This is a genomic window from Pseudomonas sp. PH1b (assembly GCF_000633395.1).
In the GTDB taxonomy this organism is placed as follows: domain Bacteria; phylum Pseudomonadota; class Gammaproteobacteria; order Pseudomonadales; family Pseudomonadaceae; genus Aquipseudomonas.
Genome location: NZ_AYMU01000008.1, coordinates 21,979 through 42,635, shown reverse-complemented (window position 1 = coordinate 42,635; position 20,657 = coordinate 21,979). Strand labels below are relative to the sequence as shown.

Below are 20,657 nucleotides of genomic sequence, written 5' to 3'. Positions count from 1 at the left end.
GATGCGCCGGTCTCTGAAGCGTCTTGTGGTCATGCTCGGCATGCTGCTGGTGAACGGGCCGCTGCCGGTGCTGGCCTGCACACTGAGCGAACCGGCTTGCCTGCGCGCGATGTACAGCCGGCCCTCCGTACAGTGGCCGGCGCCCCAGGTGGATGCCGGTGTGGCCTGGCAAGAGCTGGCCCCGTTGCCCGAGCGGGCGCCGGCTCCGGAACACAACCCCTACACCGAGCAGAAGGCCGAACTGGGCCGCCAGCTGTTCTTCGACCCGCGCCTGTCGCGCTCGGGGCAGATCGCCTGCGCCTCCTGCCATGAGCCGGACTTGGCCTTTGCCGACGGGCGTCGGGTTTCCTTCGGGCATGACCGGGCAGCGGGCCGGCGCAATGCGCCGAGCCTGGTGACCAGCGGCCTGGCCGGGCATCTGTTCTGGGACGGGCGCGCCGACAGCCTGGAGATGCAGGCCCTGATGCCGGTGGTCGACCCCAAGGAGATGGCCTTCAGCGTCGCGGAGCTGGTGGCCCGGCTGCGTGACAGCACGGACTATCCGCCGCAGTTCGCCAAGGTGTTTCCCGGACAGGCGCTGGGTGCCGAGCAGGTGGCGGCGGCATTGGCGACTTATCAGCGCGGACTGCTGCGGGTTGCACAACGCACGCCCTTCGAGCGCTTTCTGCGGGGCCAGGCACAGGCGCTCAGTGACCAGCAATTGCAGGGCCTGCACCTGTTTCGTACCAAGGCCCGCTGCATGAACTGCCACTTCGGCCCGGGCCTGCAGGACAACCGCTTCCACAATGCAGGCCTGACCTTCTATGGGCGACGCCGCCAAGACCTCGGGCGCTATGAGGTCACCGGGCTGGCGCAAGATGTCGGGCGCTTCCGTACGCCTTCACTGCGCCTGGTGAGTCGTACCGGCCCCTGGTTCCACAATGGACTGGCCAGCAGCCTCGAGCAGGTGCTGCTGTTCTACAACAGTGGCATGCCCAGGCCTGTTGCGAAGGGGGAACAACTGCACGATCCGAAGTTTCCCGTGACCTCGGCGCAGTTCCAGGTGTTGGCCCTGGACCGCAGCGAGCTGAAGGCACTGAAGGCTTTTCTGCAGGCCTTGTGAGCGAGCCACGTTCAGTGCCGGGCGGGGCCATGCTCCGAAACAAGCGGCCGGCGCTATCTGTCCCTTCAGCACCTGGCCCTCGATGGGTTCCCTGCCGGGTGGAGTCCGCCCCATCTGGCAGGCCCGTTACCCCTGGCCTGCCAGGCTGCTGAGGAAATCACCGAATCCGCCCTGCACCCGACAGTCACTGCGGCTGCTGGTGGAGACACTGTTGCGCGCGGTCCAGACGATACGGGCACCGCTTTGCTGCAGGTCATTCACCAGTTGCACGTCCTCGTGCAGCGCCAAGGCCTGGAAACCGCCGACCCGAGCATAGGCGCGGGCGCAGATGCCGAGGTTGGCGCCATGGATATGCCGATGCCCTTCGCGATCTTGGTAGTGGGCCTGGTAGCGTGCCCGCAGGGCGGCCCCCTGGTGGGGCTGCCAGGCTTCGATATGCACGGTGCCGCACACCGCATCGGCGGCAAAGGCCAGCTGGCACAGGAGCCAGTCGGCCGGTACGCAGCTGTCGGCATCGGTAAACGCCAGCCAACGCGCCCCGCGCTCGAGCATCAAGGCCGCGCCGGCGCGACGGGCCTGGCCGACATTGCGCGCCACCACCTTGAGCACCTCCACCCCATGGGCACGCGCCACCGCTTCACTGGCGTCGCTGCAATCATCGAGCACCACCACTGTCTGCACCTCCTCGCCGCTGACCGATGCCCCAAGGGTGGCCTGGGCCAGGGCGCGCAGGCAGCGGCCGAGCAGTTGTTCTTCGTTATGGGCAGGGATGATCACGGCAATCATAGGCAGGCCTCGTTCAGGTCAAGGGCACAAGGCTGGGCACACCAGCACTCAAGAAGAAAATCCGTCTCCTCGTGGTACAGGCTGCGGTGCAGCGCCAGGCGCTCGGCCAGCAGTTGGTGGACCTGGCGTCCGGTTTGCGGGCAGCCTTCTATGGGGTGCAGCCAATGGCAGAGCAGCAGCGCGCCATCCGCAGCCAGGCTGGCAGCGGCGAGTTGCAACACGTGGCGCCACGCGGCGGGGTCGAGGTAGTAGCCGATTTCGCTCAGCACGATCAGGTCGAACTCGCCATCGGGCCAGTCACCCGGCAGGCTGCCTTGCGCAACGCGGGCGTTCGGCCAGGGACGCAGGCGCTCGGTGGCCAGTGTCACCGCCTTGGCGTTGAGGTCCTGGCACAGCAGGTATTCGCAGCGTTCGGCCAGCCCGGCACTGAGCTCGCCGTTGGCACAGGCGGGCTCGAACACCCGCTGGTAGCGCTGGCGAGGCAGGCTGGCCAGCAGCAGCTGGCGTTTGCGCTTCTCGTACCAGCGGCTGCGGAAGGCCCAGGGGTCATCGTCGTGCTTGAAGAGTTGTTCGAAGTAGTGCGCCGGTACGCTCATATGAACACCAGTTCAAAGGGTTGCAGCAGGCGGGCCAGGGCCTCGTGCTCGAGGACCGGCGGGGTCTTGCCGTCGGCCTGCACCTGGCTGGCATGGGCGGCGATGGCGTGTTGTTTGCGGGCCAGTACATCGCGTGGCAGAAACAGTTTGCGGGCCCGTTGCCAAGGCAGCCGTGGGTCGTTCGGGTGCGCCCAGTGCCAGGCCCAGATGGGCACCTCGATCAACTCGGCAGCGCTGATCCGGCAGGCCTGGGCGCAGGCCCGGCCTACGGCTTCGTGGTCACAATGGCCGTCCTGGCGCCAAGTGCTCAGCACCCGATCGCCGGGTTGCAGCAACGTCCGCAGGTGGTCCCCGAGCCAGCGCTCGCGGCTGGCCACGGCGCTGTCCGCCAGGCCCAGGCGCAGCCAGCTCAACTGGGGCAGGTGCAAGCCCAGGCGGCGCAAGGCTTCGGCACTCTCGCGAGGGCGTTGCTGGCGCAGGCGCCCAGGGTTCCAGTGGGTGGAATTCGGGTGGCTGGCTTCACCGTCGCTGACTGAAACCAGCAGCACCTCGGTCTCCCTGCCGGCCATGCCGGCGAGGATCCCGCCACAGCCAAGGATTTCATCGTCCGGGTGCGGGGCGACCACCACCAGGCGGCAGCCGGGAGGCAGCAACTGCTCATGCCGGATCGCTGGAGTGGCCTGCAGTAACCCGCAGGTCTGCCACTGGGCCAGCGGTGTTCCCGGCGCCTGGATCGGGTTCAACACCGGTTGCTGGTTCATAGCGGCCACTCCCTGTGGGCGGCCCCAGGGAGCTGTCGGCCAAGCTCCGCGAGGTCACGTTCGGCATGGCTCTGGCGCATGAACACCGGCAGGTCGGCACTCAGGCGGGCAAAGTGGCTGTTGCGGCACAAGGGCGTCGCCCCCAGGGCTCTGCCGACATGCCTGAGGACTCTGTCGGCGGCGTCTTCGACCTGGGCCCGCAGGCGCCGGACCGGCAGTTGCGCATCGCGCTCGGGCTGTTCGTCGATCCACGCCGCGGTTTCGCGCAAGGCTGCCCGGGCACCGGCCAGAGCGGCATCCACCGCTCCCAGGTGAGCCAGGGCGTGCGGGTCGGCGCGCCGCTCGCAGTGTTCCAGCAGGTATCCGCCCAGGGCCTGGGCCGCACCGTACCAGCACGCGGCGATGCCGGCGCCACCGTGCCAGAAACCCGGCCGTGACAAGTACTCACCGCTGCTGCCCACCAGTTGTCCCTGGCAGGCATCGAGCTGGACATCGACGCTTGCCGTGCTGGCCATGCCCACGGCCTGCCAGCCTTGCTCAAAAGTGCGCAGGGAAGGCTGGTCCAGCCTGACCGCAACCAACTGTGGGCACTGTTGCTCATCCCAGGCGGTGACCAGGGCACAATCGAGCTGCAGCGCCCCCGAGCACCAGGCCTTGCGCCCTTGCAGGCGCACCTGGTGACCGTCGCGGGCGACGATGCGCACTCGTGCGCTGGGCGGCTCGGCTGCCCAGACGCCCCAACTGCCGGTGATGTCCAGATGGCTGGCAGCGCACTCATCGATGATGGCCAGGGCATCGGTATGGCCTTCGAACAGCTTGGCCAGCGCCAGGTCGGCACCGGCGACCTCGGCCAATACCCGCCAGCGCTGCAGGGTATGGCCCTGGCCGGGCAGGGGCAGTTGATCGAGGCCGCAGGCCCTGCACTGATCAAGACAGCGCTGCAATTGCGGGTCCAGGTCCAGGCCCTGGGGCCGCTGGGCGAAAATCTGGAGGAAGGACAGGGTGGCTGGGTTCATCGGGGCAACTCCAAGATCGGCTTCTGCTCATTCGCGGTGCTTTTTTGCAAGCGGCGCAGGTTCAGGGCCACCAGGTACCACTGCCGCACGAGCCGGGCCCAGAGCGGGCCGACCAGGTTCCATCGGCCGACGCTCCTGGACTGCGGTCTGGACGACTGGCTATTGGGCGCCAGCCAGGTGCGCTCGCTGAGCACGCTGTGGGGGCGCGCCTGCAGAATGTCGTAGTCTTCCTGCTGGCGGGCCTGGGGATCGGCAGACTTGACCAGCAGCCACTGCTCCCGGTTGCCGGCCATGCGGGTCCGGAACAAGCTCCAGTTGCCCAGAAGCTTTGCCCCTTGCAGGCGAAAGCGCAGCCTGCCGTTGGCATACCCCTGATGCGAGTCGCCCTCGGGAATCCAGACCCCACGGTCCCAGACAATCACCTCGCCCGCGCCGTAATGACCTTCGGGGATGCGCCCTTCGAAATCGACGTAGTCCAGCGAATGATCCTCGACATGCACTGCCAGACGCCGGACCCTGGGGTCCAGGGACGGCCCCTTGGGAATCGCCCAGCTCTTCAGGGCACCGTCCAGCTCCAGGCGAAAGTCATAGTGCAGGTGGCTCGCGTCATGCCGCTGGATGCAGTACTGCAATGCCTTTGCCGGGCCACCGCGAAGCGACTTGCTGGCGGGCTGCGGCGTGGCGTCGACGTCGTGTGGGTGCGGGTGCGGGTGCTCATCGAGGGGCTGGGCCATTGAGATACTCCAGAGAGCGTTGTCTAGCGTTGGGCGAACCGGCTTCTATTGCTTGGGAAAGTCCGGGGAGGGCGGAGTTCAATCTGCTTGCCTGGCCTGTGTCGGCCGCGCTGGCCGTCGCAGGCGTGGCCGATAAGAATCACCGGCCATTGGCGGGAGAAGGCGCGGTTCGGCACATCACCCGCCCGGGACGCAGGAGCGCTCAGCGATTGAGCAAGGCCCGGACAATGGCCTGTTCGAAGTAGGGGCGACGCTGGGGGGCGCCTGACGATGGAACCCCGGTCCAGGCAAAGGTTTGATTTTTTGCCCGCCCTGCGGACAACAGGGGGCAGGGGGCCGAACCTGCTGCAGCGCCGCGCAGACCTGGCGGCAATACCCCGGGCAGTTGTTCAAGATCTACGCCATACCCTAGGGGAACCGGCAGCAACGGACCGGCTCACCCTGATCCGTCTACCGATCCGGGAAATCCCCGCAGCGGCTCCGAGAGGCTGCCCCGGCAGCAACTGCAGCCCGTGATGCCGCGGCAACGGATCTAAGACCGCTGCAGCGGCTCATTCCAGATGTTCAGGGTTGACCGGATCGCCAGACTTCATGTTCAGCTGTACCCGCACATCTTCGAACATGGCGTCGTAGTGCTTGTGGATCGAGCCGATGCTGCTCATGGCCTTGGGAATGCCGTATTTCTCGGCGATCTTGGTCACGTTGCTGGCGAAGTTGTAGGCCTGGTCCTTGGGCAGGTAGAAGGTTTCCTTCAGCTCCTTGCCCTGGATGCTGCCATGCATGGTGAACAGCATGCCCTTGCCTTCCCTGGGGTCCTGGGTGACTTGGTAGTCGATGCACAGGTTGTAGCTGACGTCGTCCTTGTTCAGCGCATGGCGCTCGATATGCAGGTGTCCGGGTTCGAACGTAGCCATTGTCATCTCTCCTCGCGATAGACCCAGATGATCTACTTTCATCTGGACGTTAGTGTGTTTTGAGGCTTTGTAAAGTGCGATTCGGGGGCCAGGAATTGCAAGGGGTTCCCGCGAAATCACGGCCCAGAATCGTCAGCGGACTGTTTCGCACTACACTCAAACCGGCCCGCGCCGACAGAGGTTTTCCCTGTGCCCGAGCCGGACATACGCGACCAGAGTCTGGACCTTCAAGCCTGGTCATTGTCAACCAGTGACCTGTACTTGTGAGGCTTTGACCATGGCAAAAGGTAAGAAGCTCGCCGCAAAGGGCACCAGCCCCCAACGCTCCAGGCTCAAGAACAAGGACTACCTGGCTCACCTGCAGCAGCTGCATGTGGAGTTGGTCAAGTTGCAGCAGTGGGTGATGCACAAGGGCATCAAGATCTGCATCATCTTCGAGGGGCGCGACGGTGCCGGCAAGGGTGGGACGATCAAGGCGCTTACCGAGCGGGTCAGCCCGCGGGTGTTCCGGGTGGTGGCGTTGCCTGCGCCTACCGATCGGGAAAAGAGCCAGATGTACCTGCAGCGCTATGTGCCGCATCTGCCCGCCGCCGGTGAAGTGGTGATCTTCGATCGCAGTTGGTACAACCGGGCAGGGGTCGAGCGCGTGATGGGGTTCTGTACTCCAGCCCAGGCCGACAACTTCCTCAAGTCCGTGCCGCTGGTGGAGCGGGCCATCGTCGACTCGGGGGTGATCCTGCTCAAGTACTGGCTGGAGGTCAGCGAGGAGGAACAGACCCGCCGGCTTCAAGCGCGGATCAAGGACGGGCGGAAAATCTGGAAGCTGACGCCTATGGACCTCAAGTCCTATAGCCGTTGGTATGACTACTCGCGGGCAAGGGACGCGATGATCAAGGCCACCGACACCGAGTACGGCCCCTGGCTGGTGGCCGACTCCAACGACAAGCGCCGGGCCCGGCTCAACATCATCACCGACCTGCTCAGCCGCATTCCGTACAAGGCCGTGCCCCGCGCCAAGGTGACCCTGCCCAAGCGCCAGAAGCCGGACGGCTACCGCGAGGCGGACTATCCGTACCGGCATATCCCGGAGAAGTTCTGACAGCCTGTGCCAACAGCCGCGGCCCCAGGCCCTGTGCTTATCCTCAGCGCAGGGCAGGGGCATGAGCGGTGTCTATGGCCGATCCGCGCGCATGCCTTTCCAGCGCTCGTCCGGCGCCACGCGCCTGCTCGACCGCGCCCGGCGGTTGCGGGCGCATGCACGTGCCTAGCGTGAGGTTTTGACTTTCAGCACTTCGGTGTAGATGGCATCGACGGTCTGACCGACCTGGAGTTTCTTCATGCGGACCTGGAGGTCAGGATCCTCAACCTTGAGGACCCTGACTTTGCCTTCCGGCGGCAGCAAGGTCACCTCATGCTGGTTCAAGTCGATCTGGGTGATCTTCGAGGTGACCTTGACCCGGCGAATAGCCTCGCCACCCGGGTTGGGATTGTCCGGGGTGGCACGCACCGTCACCGTTTCGTTGCTGACCCCGGGGGCGCCGCCAACGTTGGTGTCGAGCACGTAGGCGACCGAGCGCATGACCTGTATGTCGACCTTGTCGCCGACTTTCAGGTTGTGCAGGGCCTTGGCCTGGTCCGTGAGCTGGATCGGCACCGGGCTCTTGTCCAGGCCTTCTACCGTGACCTGGTAGTTGGCCGGGTCCACCGCCAGAACCTGGGTGACGATATGCCCCTCCATGGCTTGGCTGCCCAGGGGGATGTCTGCGGCATGAGCGCTCAGGCCCCAGGTGAACAGGGTCGAGGCGAAGGCACCAGCGTACGCAAGCGTGCGGAGCGGTTTCATAGGGTTGCTTTCCATGTGGTGGAGAAGATCCGGGGACGGCGCACAAAGTGCGCCTGTCAGAGCATAGACATTGATTGGCGATGGGGTGGCGCTGCTGGCAGCGCAAGCAGGTACAGGCGCTGGACCAAGGGAAAGCGGCGCCAGGCCGGTGTGCAACCTCGATTGGCAGAGGCTGCCGGCGACCAGCAGGCCGCCGGCAGTCGTTGGGTCAGAAGCTATAGTCCGCGGTTACAAAGAATGAACGGGGCTCGCCCATCAACCATTGCTGGCCGCTGTTCTGCTGGGCCACGGCGTAACGCCGATCCAGCAGGTTGTTCAACTGCAGGCCCAGGCGCACATCGGGCAGGGCCTGCCAGCCCAGGTTGGCATCCAGCACCGTGTAGCCCGGGACATCGACGGTGTTGGCAGTGTTGGCATAACGGGCGTCGACGTAGCGCAGGCCCATGCCGGCCTCCAGGCTCTGGGTCAGCGCCTTGTTGAGCCACAGGTTGGCGGTGCGTCGCGGCACATTGGTGGGGCGGTTGCCTGCGCGAGACAGCGGTTTTGCGCCGACCATTTCATTGAAGTCATCGTATTCGGCACGCACCACCGAGGCGTTGCCCGAGACCTTCCAGCCCTGCTCCAGGGCCAGTTCCAGGGAGGCCTCAAGGCCGTCGGAGGATTGTTGGCCAACCTGTTGCGCCAGGCGCGTGACCGGGTCGGTGGTCAGGAGCTTCTTCTTGACGATGTGGTAGGCCGCCAGGGTCCATTCGCCACGGCCGTTCCAGAACTGCTGCTTGAGGCCGAATTCGGTCTGCTTGGATTCGGTCAGGTCCAACTGCTGCTGACTCGGGCTCAGGCTGATCAGGTTGTTGACCCCATCTTCGCTGGTGGAGTACTGGCCATACAGGGAGAGCTGGTCGGTGACGGCAAACACCAGGCCGGCTCGCCAGTTGCCACCGCTCAGGCTGCGGTCGCTGCGGGAATCGGCCCGCAGGTCATTGCGGTCGATGTGGTTCTGGTCGCGGCGAATGCCGGTGACCAGGGACCAGCGCTCCGACAGCTGCAGGCGGTTTTCGGCAAACAGGGCAAAGGTGCGGGTCGTGCTTTCGGTCTGCGCCGAGAACGGCGACTGACTCTGGAAGTAACCGGGAGCAGGGTTCCAGGGGGCGATGTAGTCGCCCCCCAGGTCCTTGTAGGGCGAGTTGTTGGCCACCCCGAAGCGGATCCGGTTGTACTCCAGGCCGACCACGGTCCTGCTGTCCAGGCCGAACAGCGAGTGATTGAAGGTAAAGCTCTGGCGGTCGCCGATCTGTTCCTGGTCGTGCTTGATCTCCAGGTAGTCACCGCGCAGCAACTGGTCCCGGGCGCTGATCCAGTTGTAGGCCTCGGCGTTCCGCCAGTGGCGGCGGCTCTTGATGTAGTAGAGCTGGTTGCTGGCGCTGACGTCGTCGCTGAGCTGCCAGTCGGTATTGAAACGGGTCCACTCGTCGTTGTAACGCTGCACGGCGTTGCGCAGGTTGTAGTTCTTGTCCCGCAGGCTGTCGCGGTACTGGCCTGCGATCAGCGGGGTGCCGAAATAGTTCGAGGGTTCGCTCTCGCCCCGTTCATGGGCCAGGGTGAAGCTCAGGTCATCGCTGGCCTGCCAACGCAGCGCGGCGCTGAGCGCCAGGTTGCGGGATTCGCCATGATCCACCCAGCCATTGCTCTGTTGCTGGTTGAGGGTCAGGCGATAGCTGAGGGTGTCACTCAGCGAACCGCCACTGTCCAGGCCCAGTTGCTGGCGATCATTGGAGCCATACCCCAGGCGCAGGCGGTTGCGGATGTCACCGTCGAAGGGCTTCTTGGGGATCACATTGATCACCGCGCCGGTGGCCCCTTCGCCATACAGCACCGAAGCCGGGCCGCGAATCACGTCGATGCGCTCGATCATCCACGGGTCCACCGGAAAGGTCTGGCTGCCGGCGCCGGTGTACAGGCGTGCGCCGTCGAACAGGGTCATGACCGAGGTGTGTCCGGTAAAGCCGCGGGCCGACAGCGCGGTGTTGCCATTGCCCGGCGTGGCCGCGCTGGTGATGCCCGGTGAACGGGTGACGGCGTCCTGCACGGTCAGGTTGTTGCGGTTAAGGATGGCGTCGCTGCCGAGGCTGCTGGTGCTGGCCGGTGTCTCCAGGGCGCTCAGGTTGAGACGGGAGCCGGCGGGCAGGGGCGTATTCAGGGGCAGTTCAAAGTGCTCTGAAACCCCGCTGACCTGAGTCTCGGGCAACGCCAGGGAGGATTGCTCCTGCGCGAAAACCGAGGTGCACATGGCCATGCACGGCAATAGGGTAAAACGCAGCGAAGGATTCGCCAGATGTTGAAACAGAGAGTTACGGGACATGATTCCTACTACTGATAAGGAATGAATGAATCCCGGAGGGAACAACGCATAGGGAATCGCGGGCAGCCGCGCCCACGCAAACCGGACTGCGCCCGCCCACCGCGGGGTTGTCAAACGAAGTTGCAGGCCGGTCTCCGGGCTTGCGAGGGGCATGAAGCATTCACCTTCCCATGCCTTGGCACAGTGGTCTGTCGAATGCTTCGCTCGCTTACCGTTGCGGGGGCAGCGCCGGACTGATCATCGAAATGACGCACCGGCTTCCCGTTTAACCCCATGCACGACGACATGGGACACCTGAAACTGGCGCGCATGGGACCACCCTTGAGGGGATCTCGTCAATGGCATCAGGCCAGTAGGGCGGGCAGGAGGCGGGCTGTACGGAATAACCCGTTGACCGTGGTAATCTGCGCGCCGCCTGATCGGCGGCACAGCCCATTCACTCGGCTGCCGATGCCGGCGACAACCGAACGGAGAGACACGGATGTTTGACGAGTTGCTCTTCAGCCCCGAGCCGCCTGCCGGCGACGCTGCCTATGCGGGAGGCGGGGCCTGCCTGCCACAGGCGCTGGCTTGGCCACGTGACGCTGAAGGAGTGCCCTTGACCCACTTGCTGGCGATTCCAGGCAGCTGGTTTTGCCCGGCATTGAAGGGCAGCGGCTACTGGGTTTCGCTGTTCATCCCCTATCAGCCCGGCGAGGTGGCCCACTACCGAAGGCTGCGTGCCCGGGAGGGTGCCTGCGAAGCAGTGGTCATGGGTTACCTGCGCGCCGCAGCTGAACGCCATGAGGCGCCAGCGCCACTGCTGGAACGGGGAAGCATCCGCCTGTTGGCGAACGCTGATCCTGACGATGATGAGAACCTGGCTTCCAAGCTGGATGGCGTGGATGCCTGGTTGCAGTCGGCGCTGTCCTTTCCTGCAGGGCGCCGGAGGCTGTCGATCTATGGGGGCGACCTGGACCAGGCGTTGCCTGCGCACAAAGGCATTCTGTCCGATGGCATGGGCTACCTGTTTCTCGATGAAGACTTTGCAGCACGGACAGGTGCCCAGCTCGGCGGGTTTTTCCTGCAACTGGGGTAGGCCCGCGAACGGGGAGCAGGACGCCTGTCCAGCACAACCCCGACCAGGATCGGAGCACCATCGATGACCTCAAGGACCAAGAGATAAAAGGCATGAGCCAGGACTACAACTTCTTTGCCGCGCAGCTGAAGAGTAACGCCGCGGTTAGCCTGACGGAGGTCAGTGGGCTGCTGCGACAGTGGTTTGGACTGATGCAGTTGCCGATCCAGCGCTATGGCAGTCCATCGGGCAAGGTCGTCAAGTTTGCCGAGAAAGGCTATGAGAAAGCGCTGTTGGCAAAGCAACGGCGAGGCTTTTACCTGTGGGACATGACCGGGGCCGATCAGAGCGCTGCCAGAAAAGAGCTGATCAAACACGAGCTGCTTGCGGCCTGCATTGACCCAAGCGCAGGGCCTGCTGTTTGAAAACCGAGTGCTGCCAATGAACTCTGCTTGCTACTCAAGAGCAATCCTTTATCGAAAGGCTCAAGGGAAAAAACGCCTGGCCGGCTACAAGGACAAAATCGAGCTGCTTCTGCACTCGGACTTCGATCCGGCGCGGCTTTTGCGCCTGCCTGAAACAGACAAGCTGATCAGCGAGCTGCAGGCCCGCAATGAAAGCAGCTGCGAGCCGCTGGAGTTTGCTTCGGCCGCTGCAAGCCTTGATTTTGCTTCATCCAGAATGGCTGATCGCAGGGTCTATCTGCTGATCGATGACGACTGGAAATACTGCGGAGCCTACAGGCTGGAAAGCGCGCGTAGCCTTTGTACAGGGTTCGACTTTGATCAAGCCAAAAGCGATGAGGTCCGGCTGATCAGCAGCGACTTTTGCACACAACTCTCCATTGATTACAGCGAGGATCGCGGTGTCGGGATCTTCGAGTGTTGCCTGAGAACCTACGCATCAACCTGAGCAAGCCTTGCTTGGCGGCGCCGAGCTGCTGTCGATCCGGGAGCGCCGATCAGCGCCGCGGCAGTCAGGCATTGGCCCCGGTCCATCGCCCGGACTTCGCCGTGTTTCCCAAAAGCCTCTGCTGTCGCCGTGTCGGTGCGCTGGTGGGAAACAGCGCTTCGTTCGGCTGAAAGCGGGCCAAGCCACAGGCGGCGGCTAGGCGTTGGCGCTGCTGGCCTCGGGCAAGCACCTGGCGAAAATTGTTCTGGTTCTGCGCCAGCCCCCCTATGTAACCGACCCCCGCCTGGAAATGACCGCCATGGGCTTGCCACCAGGCAGCGATGGCCTGTGGCGCGGGCCAGGGCAGGTTCTCATCGGGGTCCATGGCGACATGGGCATCGTGCGGGTCGTCATTCGGGCCGGCATCGAAGTCCGGCGGGTCCTGCAGCTCCAGGTCGAGCAACGCCAGGTCAGCGCCGGTGATCAGGCTGAAGGCTTCGCCAGCGACCCGGGCATAAGGCGGCTCGCTCATCTGCTGGATCAGCCAGGGCACGCCAGCCGGATCACCCAGCAGGCCAATGGCCTGGATGCCGATGCGGCGTTGTTCGGGATGCTCGAGCAACTGGCGTATCCAGGCAATGCTCGGCTCACGCTGTTGCCAGGCCAGCAACACGCAGAGCGCACGGTACTGGAATTCCCCCGGTTGCTCGGCGAACGGGCGCAGCAGTTCCAGGGCGCTCTGATCACCCATCTGCGCGGTGGCCCAGTTGGCCCAGAAGCGCGTGGCGTCCTCCTGATGCAGGCGATGCAGGCGAATGTTCGCCATCAGGTCATGCCGGCGCAGTTCGCCGGCAGTACGGGCGGCGCGGGCCAGCAGCTGGGGCTCGGCAGCGCAAAGCCCGGCCAGCAGGGCCGGGCCGGGGTCGTAGCGATGCATGCCGCAGGCCGCCAGGCCAAGACGGCGGAACAGCGGCTCGGAGGAGGCGAGCATGGATTCGATCCAGGGCAACAGGCACTGCCAGTCGAGCCAGCCCAGGGCCATCAGGTAACCGCGCTCGGTGTCCACCGCGGTTCTCAAGTGTTCGCTGAGCCGCGCCAACAGGGGCGCATCCTCGGCCTCGAAGGCCAGCACCACACTGGCGAACATCTCACCGACGGCCCGAGGCCCGAGCTGCGCCAGCAGGACCTCCTGGCCCCGTGCACCGGCAATGCGCAGGCCGTCGAGATGCGCGTCGATGCGCTGGTCCAGCTTGTCGAGGTCATCCAGGTCGTAATGCGGTGCGCGCAATGCATGATCCCGCAGCAGGGCGAGGAAAGCGGCTTCTTCGGCATGCAGGTCAAGGACCAGCGGCAGTGTGTTCATCAAGCGTCGTTCCTGGTGCAGAGGCCGGCTGGGGCTGTGGGGTTAGTCAATGCGCAGGCGCCGGGTCCAGCTCGAACCGTCGAACTCCATGACATCCTTGGGCCCGATGGACCAAAGGATGCCGTCGGCCGCACTCAGGTGATAGCAGCTCTGTGGAGCCTCGTCGCCAAAGTCCACGGGCTTGAGCTTGCCGTCCTCGAGGCGATAGACGAAATGGGTGGAAGACAGGTACAGCTGTCCGTCGAACACCTCCATGCCCCAGAGGTCTTCCCGGGTGCTGTCATGCTCGATCACTTCCCATTGCTCGTCGCGGCCCCGCAGCAGGGTTCCGAGCTGGCCACAGGCATAGACATAACCGTCCGGCGCGCAGCGAACCTTGTACAGCGCCAGGTTGGTGGGACTGTTCTGCTGGGTGAAGCGAGCGCCGTCGTACTTCCAGATTTCGCCTTCCCAGCCGACGGTATAGATTTCCTGCTCGCTGAACCCATCGATGGACTCGAAGCTGGTGTCGGTGATCGGGGTGTCGCCGCCCTGGGCGCTCTGGTCGATGCAGCGCCACTGGTCTTCGCCGTCGCGTACATAGGCCTGCCGGCAAGTGCCCACGGCATAGGCGCGACCTTTGGCGATACCGCGGATTTCACGAAGGGGGCCGCGCTTTTTCGGGTCGACGCCGCAGGTTGCGATGGGGGCCTCCTCCTTGACTACGCCGCCGCCACTGGCCCGTACCGAACCATCGGTGCCCAGCACCAGGTAACGTTCGGCCGGCACGTGGCAGACGGTTCCGGAACAGGCAAGCCAGGGCACGGTGCCGGCGCCCCAGGTTCCACGATCCAGGGTGAACAGCAGTGAGTCGGCGTAACCTTCACTGACAGAGGCGTCGTTGGTGGCAATCAAATAACTCAGGTCTGAATAGCGAACAGCTCCAGTCGTAATGCTCAGTCCGCTGAATCGTGGATCTCGTGTATCCATGTTGCTCTCCGGGTGTAAATGAATTAACGGGCAGACTCACTGGCGAACATCTCGGCCACCGCCTTGCCACGCTCATGCGGATCACTGGTCATCGACGCACTAGCGTTGATCGGTTTCTCTGGCCCAGGGTCCTTGGCCTTGTCGTGATAACTGTTCAACTGGGCTTCCAGGCACTCCTGGCTGCAGTCTGAATCTGGAAAGGTTTTCTTCGCCGCCTTGGCCCCTGTATGGGTCGCCTTGGACCTAGGCCATTCACCCTTCGCATCGGCCTCGTGCAGGGCCACCACCCCACGCCGGGTATGCATCTGGCCGTGGGTCGCGGTGGTCTGGTTGGGCCCCTCCGCACACATGACCGGGGCCTTGTCGGTCATGTATTTGCTCCAGCCGGCTTTGGTCGGGTGCTTGCTTCTGGGCTGGCCGGGAAAGGCCGGCCCGTCGGTAAAGGACGCCGAGTCGATAAGGTGGTCGCCGGTCTGTCCCGGGCAGCATCGGTTGGGCTTGAAAGGCACGAGAAAACAGCGCATGGCTTTCTGACAAGGATCGGCGTTGATGGTTTGCGCCAGGGACGAATATTCGCTCTGGACCTCGGCGTGCTTGGCCGCGTAGGCCAGGTTGTCCTTGAACCCGTCGCCTGCGGCGTCCTTGGCAGCCTTCCTGGCCTTGGTCGCGGCCTGCAGCTTGCTGATATCCGGGCAGATCATTTTCTGCTCGGTGTCCTTGCAGGCGTCTTTCGCGCGCTTTCTTTCGCCCTCGCACTGGGCCAGGTCCTTGGCCATCGCCATGCGGTCGGTGTAGGGCCAGGGCATGGTATTGCCCGGTTGAGAGGCATGGTTGTGGGTGGTCAGGTCCATGTGCCGGACGACGTTCTTGCCTTCGTACTTCACATCCATCGACCAGGAGGTGAAATACACCTTGCCCTTGTTGCGGCTGGTGACGACACCCTTCTTCGGTGCGTTTCCAGCCTCATCCCCATAGCTGGTCTTGAAGAAGCTCTGGTCCTTGAGCATCACTTCCTTGCGGGTGATCTTCACCGTCCGCGTGCCCTTGGTGGTGTCCTTGGCCATGCCGGTGTTGGGGTAGGGGATGGGCACGCCCAGCGGGGTAGGCGGGGCCTGGGGCGGGGTGAAACAGACATCCGGGAAGCAGGCGATCGACTTGCCGTCGGCCGACTTGCAGGACACTTCCATATTGTTGGCAAACACCTGGTTGGCCATCAGGCAGCCCTCACTGTCTGGTAGCTGAGCAGGGCGACGGCCCGTTGTCCGGCATCGTTGCCCAGGTGGCAGAAAATCTTCGGTCCCTCGCCATAGCCCTTGCGGCTGGCGGCCAGTGCCACGGCGAGCATGGCCGGGCCGATGGCCGCGCCGACTTCGCCGATGCAGTCAGCGGGATGCCAGAGGTGGAAGAACTCCTTGCGCACCCGCAGGTTGCGGCTCAGGGCCAGGGACGCTTCCTTGAAGTAATACTGCTCGCCGGAAATATCCGTCAGGCGATAATCCATCTGCTCCAGGCCGCAGCCGGCTTCGCCGAGGGCCGCCCGCACCGCCTGGGTCAGGCCGTCTGCGCGCAGCGGCAGGTCTTCGGCCTCCACCGTGGCCTTTTCCATGCCAAAACCCAGGCCGATGCAGAGCAGTTGCGGCTGTTCGCTGGCGACAGGCGCCGCCAGCACCACGGCCGCGGCGCCTTCACCCGGGATGAAACCGTTGGAATTCTGGCTGGTCAGCAGGCGCTCCCGTTGTTCGAAGGCGGTCAGGGTCGCGGCGCTGAGGAACGAGTCGACGCCGGCCACCAGTACGTGGCGATGCCCTCCCTGGTAGAGCAGCTTGCGCGCCTCGAGCAGGGCCACGGCAGCGCTGACCCGGCCGTGAACGATGATGCTGGAGGCAGGGTGGAAGCGCAGGCCCAGTTCGTCTTCGATGGCGTGCAGCAGCGTCCTGTCCAGATCCTTGAGCCGTCCCGGGCGTTCGCCTTCCGCCAGCCCCAGCAGCAGCGGGGTCTGTTCCGGGACCAGCCCGGGGGTGCTGTGCAGGGCCTCGGCAATGGCCCGGGCGGCCATCTTGATCAGTTTGGTGCGGCCGCGCCAGGGCTGCTCCAGCGGCACACTGGCCGCCATCAGCCATTCGCCAGCGCGGTCGATGAAGCGGGTTTCCTGGAAATTGTCGATGGCGCAGCGGATCGCCGCGCAACTCGCCGGGGCACTGAGGCCGACGGCGCTGACCATGCCGGAGCCGATAATGCTAAGGGCATTCATCCGTGGCTGTCCTCCGTGGCGCGCCTGGCTTTGACCAGGGCGCCGAGCGAGGGGTAGTAGTCCTTGCCCAGTTCCCGGGCGCGCCACCAGCCGGTGGGCATGGTGCCGACCAGCACCTGGGCTATCTCGAACACATTGCGCCGTAGCGGGCGCGAGATACGCCAGGTCAACTGCACCTGGGCGGTGTCGGTGTCGATCAGCAGGGTGTCGATCACCGCCGACACGGTCTCGTGACCGCCTTTTTTCAGGAAAAAAGTCACCGGCACCTCCATTTCGGGGATACGAAACCCGGCACGCTCCTGGGCGCTGAGGTTGAGCAACAGCACCTCTTCACCGCCGCGCAGGTAGTCGATCTGTTGGTCTTCGGGGGCTGCCTGGAAGTAGCGGGTATCGAAATCCTCCGGCAGAAACGGAAAGCTGTCGGCCAGCCAGGCATCGTCGTAGGTACCGGCGTAGCGCGCGCGTTGCGGCCAGCTGCGGCCGATGGGGCCGAGGGCCATGGGGCGAAAGTCGCCAAAGGGGCTGTCGATCGGCTTGCCCAACTCCTCGGTGCTGGGCATGGGCCGGCCAACGATGTCCAGGTCATCGGTGCCACGGGGAAACCAGCCGCAACCGCTGGGGTTGTCCGGGAAACCGTGGCGCATCTCGGGAGCGTTGGCCATGGGGTGGGAGCCCCCATAGGCCTGGGCATAGGTGATGCTCTGTTGGGTAAAGGGCTGGGGGACCCCGGGGGCAACGCCCAGCACCCCTGGCTGCCAGTGCCTGGGGCCAAGGACGGAAAAGGCCTTGCTCATCCGGCCCACGCGTATGCCCGCGGTCAATTGCGTCACGGGGCGCCCGCCGGGGGCATGGGCCTTGCCGCACACCAGCACATCGCAAAATGGCTTGAACGGGGCGAAGTCCATTTCCTGCGAGGGGGCGCTGAGGCCCGGTTCGCCGAAAAAGGTGTCGGCCATCAGCAGCGGCGGCTGGTGCGCGGCAAGTGTCGCGGCGCGGCCGTCCAGGGGCAGATTGAAAGTACCCTTGGCCACCACGACCAGGGATTCGCGGCCATCGCGCGCCACCCCGAGGGTATAGGCCGTGACCAGGGGGCTGGCATTGAGCAGTTCCATGGAGCGGATACCTGTCTAGTTGATCTGCACCGAGCCACCCTTGATGCGGTTGACCCCGCTGGAGCGGCTGGACAGGTAGGCCCCCTGGATGATCACCTTGCCGGCGCGGGTCAGGGTGATGCTGGCCTTGCCGCAACGCAGCACGATCTCGCGTTCGGCGCTCAACTCCAGGCATTGCTCATCCAGCCGCACACTGGCGACGGGAGCGGGCAGGGCGCCGAGCAGGCGACCGATCACCAGTGGGCGCAGCGGGTCACCGCCTTCGAACATGAGGGCCACCTGGCTGCCGATGTCCGCGGTACTCAGCAACGCGGTGCAACGAGCGATTACACCGGCGCTGCTGTGGCAGCCCGGGTAGGTGACCCTGGGCGCGCTGGCGTCGGGCAGCTCGAGCAGGGTGCCGATGATCACCGAGTCGATGCGCGCCTGGGCGGGTAGTGAGTGCTGAACCGTCATTTAGAAACCTCCACTGTCCTAGTTCTGCAGGATCTTCTGTCCTTTGATCACCACGTTACGGTTGGCCTTGACGTTGATGGCACCCGAGCCGTCGATGGTGATGTTCTTGCCGCTGATGACGATGGTGCCGTCTTTCTTCAAGGTGATGCTGGCCGCGCCGGTGGTCAGGCTGATGGAGTCGCCGGCGGTCAGGGAAAAGTGCTTGCCGACGTCCAGGTTGTCGCTTTGCCCGATCTGCGTGCCGCGGTTGCGGGAAACCTCACGAGACTCGTTCTGGCCGATCCGGGTGCTCTGGTTGCCGTTGATCTCGATCCCTTCGTTGCCCTGGACTGTCTCGTCGCGGTTGCCGGAGATGTCGATGGTCTCGTTGCCGCCGACATCCTCGGTGCGGTTGCTGGCGATGCTGATCTTTTCGTTGGCGCCGACCTTTTCCGTGCGGTTGGCACCGATGGTGATGGTTTCGTTGCTGACCACGTGCTCGGTGCGATTGGCGCCGATGGTGATCTTCTCGTTGTTGCCCACTTCCTCGGTGCGGTTCACGCCGATGGTGATGGTTTCGTGGTTGTCCACCGTTTCGGTCCGATCGTGCTTGACGTGCACGGTCTCGTCGTTGTCGATGGTCTTGCTGCGGTCATGGCCGACCCAGTGGGTCTCGTCGTTCTCGACCTCGATGTCCTGGTTCTTCTCGGCATGGATGAACAGCTGCTCTGCGCCTTTCTTGTCCTCCATGCGGATTTCATTGAAATTGGCCGGTGAGCCGTCCTTGCTGGAGCGGCTTTTCACCCCGCTCTGGGTGGCGTTGGCCGGCAGCTTGTAGGGCACGGTCTGTTCGGCGTTGTAGACCCGACCGGTGATGATCGGTCGGTCCGGGTCGCCTTCCAGGAAGCTGACGATGACCTCCTGGCCGATCCGCGGGATCTGCACCGATCCCCAGTTCTTGCCGGCCCAGGACTGGGACACGCGAATCCAGCAGGAGCTGTTTTCGTTGGATTGGTCATGGCGATCCCAGTGGAAGTGCACCTTGACCCGGCCGTACTGGTCGGTCCAGATCTCCTCGCCGCTGGGGCCGACCACCACGGCGGTCTGCGGCCCGCGGACAATCGGCATGGGGGTCAGGGGCAGGGGGCGGAAGGCCTGGCTGGCATCCATGCAGTCCAGTTCGCTGACGAACTGTTCGGCCAGGTCCAGTTGCCCGCTTTCATAGACTTCCTGGCGGATCTGGTAGCGTGCGACCACCACCAGGTATTCGCGGTTCTGGTCCGCGCGGTCATAGCCGGTCAGCTTGAACAGATGGCCGGAACCCAGGCCACGGGTGCGACCGCGCAACTGCACGCGCTCGAACTGACTGTGAATGGCTTCGATGCGGGTGCGCGCGTAATGCTCGCCGTCGTTGTATTGCAGGTATTCACCCGGGTAGTCGTAGAGCGGGTGGTCGCCGTTGCTGTGGTTGCGCGGCACGCTGGAGCGCACCTCCAGGCTGGCGCGGGGCCGCTGGAAGTCATAGTCGTTCAGTGCCAGCGAGCCGGGCTGGACCTCTCGGGCCATTTGCCAATCGTAGAAGTGGTCGCGCTCGCGCATTTGCTGATCGGGCGGGAAGAACGGCACCGATTCATAGCCCGGTGCGCTGAAGTGGGCGCCGTAGGCGTCCGCCAGGACCAGCACATGGCGGGACTTTTCATGGCGGAAGTAGTAATAGATGCCTTCCTGTTCCATCAACCGGCTGACGAAGTCGAAGCTGGTTTCACGGTACTGGACGCAGTATTCCCACTCCCGATAGCTGGCGCTGAGGTTGTCTTCGAAATCGGAGAAACCGAGGTCGCGAAACACCTGCTTGATGATGTCCGGCACGGTCTTGTTCTGGAAGATCCGGCAGTCCGAGGTGCGGGTCAGCAGCCAGAACCAGGGGCGCAGGCTGACGCGGTAACCGGCGAACTGGCCGTGGCCGGTCAATTGCCGGCAACTGCTGACAATCCCGTGGAAGTAGCGTTGGCCGCCGCCGTACAGTTCCAGGCCCAGGCCCATTGGCTTGCCCAGCAACTGGTCGAACTTGATCGCCCGGTCTTCGGAGGTGAGGTCCAGCTCATAATGGAACAGGCGTCCCAACTCTTCGCTGCCTTCCATGCTTTGCAGTAGCAGGACATCGCCGCCCAGGGGGCTGTCGACCTGCACCAAACGAGTGTTTTGCGTGATTGCCATCAACGGCTTCCTCTGGCTCGGGTTCGGGCGTCAGTTGGCCGTCTTGAAGCGAGGGGAAGGCGTGCCTGCCTTTTGTTGTACATCCACCACAGAGGTCATCTCCTTATCGGCCTCACAAACGGCGCTCAAGGTTGGGCGCGGTCTGATTTCAAACGAAAACTGCTCCAGTGAGGTGAACACGGAGGTGTCTCAAGATAAGTGAGCGAAGGTTTTTTATTTAGTTTCTTTAGCTATATGTATTATTCATTTAT

General features: G+C 64.2%; 19 protein-coding genes, 1 pseudogene and 1 riboswitch. Of the genes and pseudogenes, 5 read left to right on the top strand and 15 right to left on the bottom strand.

Going from position 1 to position 20,657, the window contains the following annotated elements; all coding sequences use genetic code 11:
* The first annotated feature begins 1 nt into the window (after position 1).
* On the top strand, positions 2-1,102 hold the full coding sequence (locus tag U873_RS0114575) for a cytochrome-c peroxidase (protein ID WP_025128959.1): 1,101 nt from the start codon (positions 2-4) through the stop codon (positions 1,100-1,102).
* 126 nt (positions 1,103-1,228) lie between these two features.
* Here U873_RS0114575 and U873_RS0114570 read toward each other — a convergent pair whose 3' ends face one another.
* The 6 genes and pseudogenes from U873_RS0114570 to U873_RS0114545 form a co-directional block, all read right to left on the bottom strand.
* Positions 1,229-1,888 (bottom strand): glycosyltransferase family 2 protein, encoded by a 660-nt coding sequence (locus U873_RS0114570; protein WP_025128958.1) that lies wholly within the window; start codon positions 1,886-1,888, stop codon positions 1,229-1,231.
* A complete protein-coding gene (locus U873_RS0114565) occupies positions 1,885-2,484 on the bottom strand; it encodes a class I SAM-dependent methyltransferase (RefSeq protein ID WP_025128957.1) in 600 nt (199 codons plus the stop codon). The genes U873_RS0114570 and U873_RS0114565 overlap by 4 nt, the downstream gene beginning before the upstream one ends.
* Complete coding sequence (locus U873_RS0114560; RefSeq protein ID WP_025128956.1) at positions 2,481-3,245, bottom strand: PIG-L deacetylase family protein; 765 nt, start codon at positions 3,243-3,245, stop codon at positions 2,481-2,483. Before U873_RS0114560 ends, U873_RS0114565 begins: the two co-directional genes overlap by 4 nt.
* A complete protein-coding gene (locus U873_RS0114555; RefSeq protein WP_025128955.1) occupies positions 3,242-4,261 on the bottom strand; it encodes an acyl-CoA dehydrogenase in 1,020 nt (339 codons plus the stop codon). Before U873_RS0114555 ends, U873_RS0114560 begins: the two co-directional genes overlap by 4 nt.
* Positions 4,262-4,407: 146 nt before the next feature.
* Positions 4,408-4,995: pseudogene (locus U873_RS0114550) on the bottom strand (DNA polymerase ligase N-terminal domain-containing protein); the annotation flags it as partial.
* A gap of 551 nt (positions 4,996-5,546) precedes the next feature.
* Positions 5,547-5,909, bottom strand: coding sequence for a DUF5064 family protein (locus U873_RS0114545; protein WP_025128953.1), 363 nt, complete (start codon positions 5,907-5,909; stop codon positions 5,547-5,549).
* Positions 5,910-6,186: 277 nt separating this feature from the next.
* Between U873_RS0114545 and ppk2 the strand changes: the two genes are divergently transcribed.
* Positions 6,187-7,008, top strand: a complete 822-nt coding sequence (gene ppk2, locus U873_RS0114540; RefSeq protein ID WP_025128952.1) for a polyphosphate kinase 2 — start codon at positions 6,187-6,189, stop codon at positions 7,006-7,008.
* Positions 7,009-7,173: 165 nt separating this feature from the next.
* Here ppk2 and U873_RS0114535 read toward each other — a convergent pair whose 3' ends face one another.
* On the bottom strand, positions 7,174-7,752 hold the full coding sequence (locus tag U873_RS0114535; protein WP_025128951.1) for a hypothetical protein: 579 nt from the start codon (positions 7,750-7,752) through the stop codon (positions 7,174-7,176).
* Positions 7,753-7,960: 208 nt separating this feature from the next.
* Positions 7,961-10,045 (bottom strand): TonB-dependent siderophore receptor, encoded by a 2,085-nt coding sequence (locus tag U873_RS0114530; RefSeq protein ID WP_051586081.1) that lies wholly within the window; start codon positions 10,043-10,045, stop codon positions 7,961-7,963.
* A gap of 173 nt (positions 10,046-10,218) precedes the next feature.
* A riboswitch (cobalamin riboswitch) is annotated at positions 10,219-10,424 on the bottom strand.
* A 168-nt stretch (positions 10,425-10,592) separates the two neighbouring features.
* Here U873_RS0114530 and U873_RS0114525 point away from each other — a divergent pair.
* From U873_RS0114525 to U873_RS0114515, 3 genes are all read left to right on the top strand, one after another.
* Positions 10,593-11,189: a hypothetical protein gene (locus U873_RS0114525; protein WP_025128949.1), complete on the top strand. Its 597-nt coding sequence runs from the start codon at positions 10,593-10,595 to the stop codon at positions 11,187-11,189.
* A 92-nt stretch (positions 11,190-11,281) separates the two neighbouring features.
* Entirely contained in the window at positions 11,282-11,593 is a 312-nt protein-coding gene (locus tag U873_RS0114520; RefSeq protein WP_025128948.1) for a hypothetical protein, read from the top strand.
* Positions 11,565-12,080 (top strand): hypothetical protein, encoded by a 516-nt coding sequence (locus U873_RS0114515; RefSeq protein ID WP_157838085.1) that lies wholly within the window; start codon positions 11,565-11,567, stop codon positions 12,078-12,080. Before U873_RS0114520 ends, U873_RS0114515 begins: the two co-directional genes overlap by 29 nt.
* 64 nt (positions 12,081-12,144) lie before the next feature.
* Here the strand turns inward: U873_RS0114515 and U873_RS0114510 are convergent, their stop codons facing one another.
* The 7 genes from U873_RS0114510 to U873_RS0114480 are packed head-to-tail and all read right to left on the bottom strand — an operon-like array spanning position 12,145 to position 20,406.
* Entirely contained in the window at positions 12,145-13,422 is a 1,278-nt protein-coding gene (locus U873_RS0114510) for a TIGR02270 family protein (RefSeq protein ID WP_025128946.1), read from the bottom strand.
* Between the two features lie 42 nt (positions 13,423-13,464).
* Positions 13,465-14,391, bottom strand: a complete 927-nt coding sequence (locus tag U873_RS0114505; RefSeq protein WP_025128945.1) for a hypothetical protein — start codon at positions 14,389-14,391, stop codon at positions 13,465-13,467.
* Between the two features lie 23 nt (positions 14,392-14,414).
* On the bottom strand, positions 14,415-15,605 hold the full coding sequence (locus tag U873_RS0114500; protein ID WP_025128944.1) for a PAAR-like domain-containing protein: 1,191 nt from the start codon (positions 15,603-15,605) through the stop codon (positions 14,415-14,417).
* On the bottom strand, positions 15,605-16,642 hold the full coding sequence (locus U873_RS0114495) for a beta-ketoacyl synthase N-terminal-like domain-containing protein (RefSeq protein WP_025128943.1): 1,038 nt from the start codon (positions 16,640-16,642) through the stop codon (positions 15,605-15,607). The genes U873_RS0114500 and U873_RS0114495 overlap by 1 nt, the downstream gene beginning before the upstream one ends.
* Positions 16,639-17,754, bottom strand: a complete 1,116-nt coding sequence (locus U873_RS0114490; protein WP_025128942.1) for a DUF2169 domain-containing protein — start codon at positions 17,752-17,754, stop codon at positions 16,639-16,641. The genes U873_RS0114495 and U873_RS0114490 overlap by 4 nt, the downstream gene beginning before the upstream one ends.
* A 15-nt stretch (positions 17,755-17,769) precedes the next feature.
* Positions 17,770-18,210: a DUF6484 domain-containing protein gene (locus U873_RS0114485; protein WP_025128941.1), complete on the bottom strand. Its 441-nt coding sequence runs from the start codon at positions 18,208-18,210 to the stop codon at positions 17,770-17,772.
* Positions 18,211-18,228: 18 nt separating this feature from the next.
* On the bottom strand, positions 18,229-20,406 hold the full coding sequence (locus tag U873_RS0114480) for a type VI secretion system Vgr family protein (RefSeq protein WP_025128940.1): 2,178 nt from the start codon (positions 20,404-20,406) through the stop codon (positions 18,229-18,231).
* Positions 20,407-20,657 lie beyond the last annotated feature (251 nt).